Annotated in this window: 6 protein-coding genes and 2 rRNA genes (2 of these 8 only partly in view); 5 read left to right on the forward strand and 3 right to left on the reverse strand. The window is 66.1% G+C overall.

Translation table 11 applies throughout. The annotated features are described in order from the left end of the window. A protein-coding gene (locus tag OV287_RS52125) for an AAA domain-containing protein (RefSeq protein ID WP_267541566.1) crosses the window boundary here: on the forward strand, positions 1–638 show its 3' portion. 328 nt of this gene lie to the left of the window's left edge; the window shows 638 of its 966 coding nt (coding positions 329–966); its start codon lies beyond the left edge, outside the window; its stop codon occupies positions 636–638. Between the two features lie 30 nt (positions 639–668). Here the strand turns inward: OV287_RS52125 and OV287_RS52130 are convergent, their stop codons facing one another. Further along, positions 669–803, reverse strand: a complete 135-nt coding sequence (locus tag OV287_RS52130; protein ID WP_267541567.1) for a hypothetical protein — start codon at positions 801–803, stop codon at positions 669–671. A 60-nt stretch (positions 804–863) separates the two neighbouring features. Between OV287_RS52130 and OV287_RS52135 the strand changes: the two genes are divergently transcribed. From OV287_RS52135 to OV287_RS52150, 4 genes are all read left to right on the forward strand, one after another. Next, on the forward strand, positions 864–1,235 hold the full coding sequence (locus OV287_RS52135) for a hypothetical protein (RefSeq protein WP_267541568.1): 372 nt from the start codon (positions 864–866) through the stop codon (positions 1,233–1,235). Between the two features lie 124 nt (positions 1,236–1,359). Continuing rightward, positions 1,360–1,635: a hypothetical protein gene (locus OV287_RS52140; RefSeq protein WP_267541569.1), complete on the forward strand. Its 276-nt coding sequence runs from the start codon at positions 1,360–1,362 to the stop codon at positions 1,633–1,635. A gap of 479 nt (positions 1,636–2,114) precedes the next feature. Further along, positions 2,115–4,244, forward strand: a complete 2,130-nt coding sequence (locus tag OV287_RS52145; protein ID WP_267541570.1) for an SMC family protein — start codon at positions 2,115–2,117, stop codon at positions 4,242–4,244. Then, on the forward strand, positions 4,241–5,542 hold the full coding sequence (locus OV287_RS52150) for a hypothetical protein (RefSeq protein ID WP_267541571.1): 1,302 nt from the start codon (positions 4,241–4,243) through the stop codon (positions 5,540–5,542). Before OV287_RS52145 ends, OV287_RS52150 begins: the two co-directional genes overlap by 4 nt. Positions 5,543–6,099: 557 nt before the next feature. Here OV287_RS52150 and rrf read toward each other — a convergent pair. Both rrf and OV287_RS52160 read right to left on the reverse strand, forming a co-directional pair. Continuing rightward, positions 6,100–6,216, reverse strand: a 5S ribosomal RNA gene (gene rrf, locus OV287_RS52155). A gap of 168 nt (positions 6,217–6,384) precedes the next feature. After that, a 23S ribosomal RNA gene (locus OV287_RS52160) occupies positions 6,385–7,500 on the reverse strand (it continues 1,853 nt past the right edge of the window).

The raw sequence follows: 7,500 nt of genomic DNA on the forward strand, positions 1-7,500 counted from the left end.
GCAAGGAGCGCATCGAGGCCCTGGAATCCTCACTCGTCCAGGAGCCGGGCAGCACCACACTCAAACGCATCCGGTTGCTCGTCACCGCGCACCTGGCCCAACCCGGGACGGTGGAGCGGACGGCGGGCGTGCTCCGGGAGGTAGCGGACCTGGGACGAGAGCTCCTCCCGGGCTCCCTCTTGGACAGGTTGCGCCTGCGCGCCACCCGACTGGCTCGCGGCACGACGCGCCCCGACGGCGAAGACGCCGAGGAGCGAGAGTACCTGCTGCTGGCCATCCGCGGCCTCCGGGTGGAAGCCGTGTCCTTCCTGGATGATGGTGCACTCAAGGCCGCCAAGGTGTTGCGCCTGTTGACGGAGCGCGCCCTGGGGGAGGCGACGGAACGCGACCTGCTCACCCGCGCGGCCGCGTGGACGCAGGAGGTGGCGCCCCCCTTCCTGCCGGAACTGTCCCGGCTCCGCGAGACGCTGCTGCAGCGGCTGGCTCCGGACGCCCGCCCCCGCGCTCCTCCCCTCCACGGACACGGAGACGGACGAGCTCCTCAAGGAAGCCCTCGAGGCCGCGCGGCGCACCGTCGCCGGCACCCACCAGGGTGCCGAAAGCGTCATCGCCGGGTTCCTCGACGACCTCTACCATGACCCCGACGGCGTCCGGGACATGCTGGGCCACTACACCGTGGTGCTCGCCTCGACCTGCCAGCAGTCCGCCAGCACGGGCATGGCGGCGCTCAAGGAGGAGCAGCTCGTCTTCGACTCCGTCATCGTCGACGAGGCCGCCCGCGCCAACCCGCTCGATCTCTTCATCCCCCCTGGCTCTGGGCCGCCGGCGCATCGTGCTCGTGGGACCACCGGCAACTGCCGCACATGCTGGAGCCGGACGTGGAGCGCCAGCTCGAGGAGTCCGTCTCCACGCAGACCCGCGAGGCCTTGAAGAAGAGCCTCTTCGAGCGGCTCTTCCACTCGCTCCGGGAGCGCACGCGCCTGGATGGCTTTCCCCGGGTGGTGACGCTCGACACCCAGTACCGGATGCACCCGGTGCTGGGAGACTTCGTCAGCCGCGTCTTCACGAGCACCATGAGGATCCCCGCATCCACTCCGGGCGGCCGGCGGAGGAATTCACCCACGGGCTGCGCGACTACGGAGACGCCGTGGCCGCCTTCATCGCCGTGCCGAGAGACCAGGGCCCCGAGCGTGGAGGTCAGAGCAAGTCGCGTCCGGCGGAGGCGCGCCGGGTGACGAGTACTGGCGGAAGCTCACGGGAGACCGGGAGTCCAACGCGCTGCTCTTCGAACGGATCGCCTCCAACATCGGATTCAAGACGCCCCTGCCCCGCTCGCTCGCCCGGGTGGACGAGCGGAAGGTGGTCTGGGCCGCCCGAGAGGGGGGACAGTCGCTACGACCCCACCTGCTGGCGGCGCTGATGACCGCCAGCATGGATGGCACCCACCCACTCCATGCGGCGGCTCGTACCACCCCCGAGCTGCTCGAGCGGCTCGATACATTGGCGACCGTCCGCGACACGAGTGCCGCACATGCCAGACGCCGCCCCGCTCCCCCGCTCACCGTGGAGCAACGCCTCTCCGTGATTTCGGCTGTCTACGAAGCCGTGGAAGCGCTCCACGGCATGCACCCGTGAACGAGATTTCCCCATCACATGAGCAAGAAGAAGAATAACAAGTACGCACCGCAGCGCGGTGACACGCCTCCGGCACAGACCGCCCCCAGCAGCCAGACGCCTGACCCTTCCGCGGAACAGAATCGATCCTTCTTCTCTAAGATTGTCAGCGCCGTCACCGAGGCCGGCCGCACCGCCACCGAGGAGGATCGAAGCGTCGCCGCCGGGCTCACCGCGGCTCCGCCTCCAGAGCCCGTGGATCTCAAGACGGCCTGGAACGAAGCGGACCTGGCCCGCCACCTCTGGGAGGCGCAGCTCAAGCGCGCTCAGGACGAGGAACGCAAGGCCGATGCCGCCGCAGGCGGTTCGAGGAGGAGCGGAGCCGGCTCGACGAGCGGGAGCGGCAGCTCGAGACACGGCGCAAGGAGCACGAGGAGCAGAAGAAGGAGCAGGAGCGGCTCGCTCGGGACGATGCCACGAAGCGGAAGGCGGAGGCGGACGTGCTGGAGGCGGAGCGCCGCGAGCTGCTCGCCCGGCAGAAGGAAGTGCAGGACCAGGAGCTCCAGCTGCTCGAGCGGGAGGAGAACGCCCGGGCGGGCTTCGTCGCCCAGCAGTCCTCCGCGCTCGCAGAGCTGCGGCAGCGCAAGACGGAGCTCGAGGCCGAGCTGCAGGCCCTACCGGTGAAGCTCTCGGAGGTACACGCCGGCTGGGTCAAGGACATGGAGACCCTGCGGCAGCGGCTGGAGGGAGAGGCGCGCCAGGCCCGCGCTCAGCTCGCGACGGAGCTGGCCGAGCGGCGACTCCAGGCCGAACAGCAGCTGGAGCAGGAGCGCCAGCGCGTCCACAAGTCACTGGAGGCCTGGCGCGAGGAACTGGAGTCGCGCGAGAGCACGCTGGAGCAACAGCGCCAGAAGCTGCGCCAGGAGCGCATCCAGCTGCGAGCCGACGCGGAGCTGCTGGAGGATGGGAAGCGGCTGCTGGAGAAGCGGGTGGAGCAGAAGGCCGCGGCGCGGGTGGAGTCGCTGCAAGCGGAGCTGGAGTCCACCCGGCTGCTGTTCGAGGACACGCGCCGGGACCGCAACCACCTGCAGGCGGAGTTGCGCAAGGTGGAGGAGGCGAATCGCCAGTTCGAGCAGCGCAGCCCCCGCGAGGTGCTGGAGCAACTCCGGAGCCTGGAGGAGCAGCGGCGAAAGCTGGAGCAGGAACTGGCGACACGGCCCAACGAGCAGGAAAAGCAACGCCTGCGGCAGTTGGACGCCGAGCACGAGCAGCGGGAATTGGAGCTGGCGCGGCTGCGGCGGGAGAACTCGGAGCTGAAGGCCCGCCTAGGCAACCACGCCATCGCCGTCTCGGAGCTCGAGTCCCTCAAACGGCAGAAGGAGGCGGCCGAGACCTACAACAAGGCGCTGGGCAGCGCGCTCGAAGAATACGAGCGCAAGGTGGGCGAGCTCATCCAGCGGGCCAGATCCCAGCCCGCCTTTCCCCTGTGTGCCGCCATGGATGAGGATACTGGCCTTCAGCGGGAGGTGGAAGTCGAGGAGCGGGTGCCCAGGCTGGACAAATTCTGCAAGGATTTGAGGCACCGGTTGGCGTACAACCCGCAGACGAAGCAGGAGTTGTATTACTCCGAACGGGATGTGCGGGCCTTCGTGGCGGGGCTCGCCATGAGCCGGCTGCACCTGCTCCAGGGCATCAGCGGCACGGGCAAGACGAGCCTGCCGCGGGAGTTCGCCCGCGCCGTCGGGGGAGCCTTCACGCTCGTCGAGGTGCAGGCGGGTTGGCGCGACCGGGACGATCTGCTGGGCTATTTCAACGCCTTCGAGGGGCGCCATTACGAGAGCGACTTCCTGCTGGCGCTCTACCGGGCCCAGACCCCGGCGTTCAGGGATCGGCTCTGTCTGATCGTCCTGGACGAGATGAACCTGTCACGGCCCGAGCAGTATTTCGCCAACCTACTCGCCCAACTCGAGCAGCCCGAGACGAAACGGGAGGTGCGGCTGGTAACGGATCCCACCCAGAAGCCGCCCCAGCGCTTCCGGGACAGGCACACCCTGGCCATCCCGAGCAACGTGTGGTTCATCGGCACCGCCAACCATGACGAGACGACGGTCGAGTTCGCGGACAAGACGTACGATCGCGCCCACGTGATGGAGTTGCCCCGCCATCGGCAGGCCGTCCAAGCCGAGCACCGGTCCGAGCGTCCCCCGGTGTCATACAAGGCCCTGTTGCGAGCATTCGAGGAGGCCCGGCAGAAGCATGAGGCGGGCGCGAAGACGGTGGCCCGGGTGCTGGATCAGCACCTGTCCCCCGTGTTGGACGCGCACTTCCAGGTGGGCTGGGGCAGCCGGCTGGAGCGGCAGGTGGCGGACTTCGTGCCCGTGGTGCTGGCCAGCGGTGGCTCGGAGGTGGAGGCCGCCGATCACCTCATCGCGACCAAGCTACTGCGGAAGATCCGCGGGCGCCATGAGACCCAGCAGGAGGATCTAGACGCCCTGGAGGAAGCGGTGAGCAAGGCCTTCAAGAGCTTGCAAGGCCGCCTGGCTCCGGATCAATCCCAATCCCTGAAGCTCATCAAGGACGAGCGCCGCCAGCCGCGGGAGCTGGAAGAGGAAGGGGTGGACGCGGCATGAGCTTTGTCTTCAGAGATCGCATCCACGGGGTGGAGCGTGAATTCCTCACCTCGTTGGCCGTGCCTGGCCAATGGGTGCTGGAGGCGTCCGGTGGCGTCTGGCACAACCGGGAGCCCGCCCGGGCTTTGGACTACCTGCTGCCAGACGCGCGACAGGGGTGGAGCGTCCAGGACGACGAGACTCGGCGCGTGGGGCGATTCGATCCCGCGCTTCTCCCGAGCGAGCGGGACATGGCGCGCATCCTCGATATTGGTAAGGAGATCGCGAACCACTTCGAGCAGCCCTCGGCCTGGGACGGGCTCACCCAGGTCTCCCCGGTGATGCGCAACCTCGACGAGCGTGCGCGGCTACAGCGCTTGGAGCGGGACATCGAGCGAGGTCTCGGCCCGCTCAAGCACGTGTGCAAACGTCCGCGGCTGCACCTGCACTCGGAGCAGGACCGGGTCCCGACGGCACGAGCCCGCCGCATTCCCAGCCAGGCAACGGGCTACCTCGCGGCCCACTCCGAGGACTGGGAGATCCGCACGGTGCGGGGCGTGCGTCCCAAACGCCTGCTGGCCACCGTCACCGAGGATCTGTGGGACATCTACGAGAACCGCGTGGCCGTCAGGCTGGTGGATCACCTGCTGCGCGACGTGAGCCGGCGAATCGCGGAGGTGCGCGAGGTCTGGCGCCTGTTCGACCGGGCGCTCCAGGAGCTGTCCACGCGAGCAGAGGGGACGCATTGGCGGCAACAACGGCTCTTCCGGCTCTGGGGGCGTCAGCTCAAGGACGCCGAGCAGGGCTCGCGCATCGCCCAGGAGACGCTCCACACGCTCGAGTTGCTGCGCCGGGAGTTGCTGGGGCTCCGGGATTCCCGCCTCTACGGCGCCATTCCCGTCCGAGCGCAAGTGCCGGGCACGCTGCGGCGAACGAACATCCTGATGAATGATCCCCACTATCGGGAGGTGGCTCGGCTGTGGAGGCGCAGGGAGCGGGCGGTCCAGGACAGGAAGCTCAGCCCGACGGAGCACCTCGAGCGCCAGCGCGAGTTCCACGCGGCATTCGAGGCTTTCGGCGTGCTTCTCACCTGCCGCGCACTGAAGGACTTTGGATTTGCCTCACGGAACGCGGAGGTGCCGCATCGCGGACGCCTACCCCTGCAATTGAGGGCAGACAACGGACGCACCCTGGAACTCAAGTGGCAGCAGGGGGAGACTGGGTGCTCCAAGAGCCTGGAAACAACATCTCCCTGCGCTTCATTTCCCTGCCGGCTTCTCCCGGGGCTCAAGGCAACCCGGAAGCCATTGCACGATTGATCGACCTGACCCGCCCCCCGGCAATGGCAGGTGCACCCTCCACCCGCAAGCCCATGCGGCGAGCCGCGAGCGGACCCAACTCCTCGGACCCTTCGGGAGGAGAGCAGCTCGTCCTGCTCTACCTGGGGCAGGGAGAGGACGAACGCATCAGCCCGGCACAGCAACATTTGCTCAACCGGCTTGGCTTCGAGCGCGGGCGGAGTGAGCCGGATGCGTACGGCCTGCTTCCTATTTCCGCTGCGGATCTCGGCAGCGAGGAACGCGTGGCTCGAGCAATTCGGTGGTGGCTCACGGGCTCACTGCTGCGGCGCTACGCTCCGCGCATCCCCGGGCCACGAGCACTGCTCGTTCCCCTGGCGGAACATGCGCGGAGGTACCTGGAACGCGGGGGAGACGGAGTCCTGCGCGAGGTGCATCGCCAGCGAGAAGAGCAGAAGGGTGTCACGGGAAGCGCGCCGCCACGGAAAGACACACGTAGGGCGCAGAAATGCAGTAGCCCGCAAAGGCGAAGGCCCCGAGTTCTCACGTGTTGTGAGGACTCGGGGCCTTCAAAAAAAATCCGGCAGCGACCTACTCTCCCGCGCGGTTTCCCGCGGAGTACCATCGGCTCTGGAGGGCTTAACTTCCGTGTTCGGGATGGGAACGGGTGGGACCCCTCCGACATTGCCACCGGAAACTGAGTGACTCGTGCATACAAAGGGTAGTTTTCAATTCTGCTTTAGAGAAGCTTGTGCCTTCTTCCGGGCCGGCGCCGCTCTCTTTGGAGCGCGCTCGGGGCCTCGACCTTGGACTCGAATCCCTCAGCTCTCCCCTGGTGGGGTGGAGCCTGTGAGAGATTGAGGTATAGTAAGCCTCACGACCAATTAGTACCGGTTAGCTCAACGCGTTACCGCGCTTACACACCCGGCCTATCAACGTCGTAGTCTTCGACGGGTCTTCAGGGGCTTGCGCCCGGGATACCTGTTCTTGAGGTCGGTTTCCCGCTTAGATGCTTTCAGCGGTTATCCAATCGACACATGGCTACCCAGCGATGCCTCTGGCGAGACAACTGGTACACCAGCGGTGTCTCCAACCCGGTCCTCTCGTACTAAGGTCAGAGCCTCTCAAGTATCCTACGCCCACAGCAGATAGGGACCAAACTGTCTCACGACGTTTTGAACCCAGCTCGCGTACCGCTTTAATTGGCGAACAGCCAAACCCTTGGGACCTGCTCCAGCCCCAGGATGCGATGAGCCGACATCGAGGTGCCAAACCTCCCCGTCGATGTGAACTCTTGGGGGAGATAAGCCTGTTATCCCCGGAGTACCTTTTATCCGTTGAGCGATGGCCCTTCCATTCAGGACCACCGGATCACTATGACCTGCTTTCGCACCTGCTCGACCTGTCGGTCTCGCAGTCAAGCTCCCTTATGCCATTGCACTCGACGCCCGGTTTCCAATCGGGCTGAGGGAACCATCGCGCGCCTCCGTTACGTTTTGGGAGGCGACCGCCCCAGTCAAACTACCCACCAGACAGTGTCCCAGCTCCCGTTAAGGGGGCGTGGTTAGACACCAGAATCCGACAGGGTGGTATTTCACCGTTGCCTCCACCGAACCTAGCGGCCCGGCTTCAAAGGCTCCCACCTATCCTACACAGTCGAACCCTAGTGTCACTGTCAAGTTGTAGTAAAGGTTCACGGGGTCTTTCCGTCTTGCTGCGGGTAAACTGCATCGGCACAGCTATTTCAATTTCGCTGAGTCCCTCTCCGAGACAGTGCGGAAGTCGTTACTCCATTCGTGCAGGTCGGAACTTACCCGACAAGGAATTTCGCTACCTTAGGACCGTTATAGTTACGGCCGCCGTTTACTGGGGCTTCGGATCATCGCTTCGCCTTGCGGCTGACGAATCCCCTTAACCTTCCAGCACCGGGCAGGAGTCAGACCCTATACGTCGGCTTCTTGCCTTCGCAGAGTCCTGTG

It is taken from the genome of Archangium lansingense, from assembly GCF_026626635.1.
Classification (GTDB): domain Bacteria; phylum Myxococcota; class Myxococcia; order Myxococcales; family Myxococcaceae; genus Archangium; species Archangium lansingense.

Bases quoted from the DNA above. Each gene is read 5' to 3' on its own strand.
- OV287_RS52130 (WP_267541567.1), bottom strand. From the start codon at position 803: ATGAAGAGATCGAGCGGGTTGGCGCGGGCGGCCTCGTCGACGATGACG.
- OV287_RS52135 (WP_267541568.1), top strand. From the start codon at position 864: ATGCTGGAGCCGGACGTGGAGCGCCAGCTCGAGGAGTCCGTCTCCACG.
- OV287_RS52150 (WP_267541571.1), top strand. From the start codon at position 4,241: ATGAGCTTTGTCTTCAGAGATCGCATCCACGGGGTGGAGCGTGAATTC.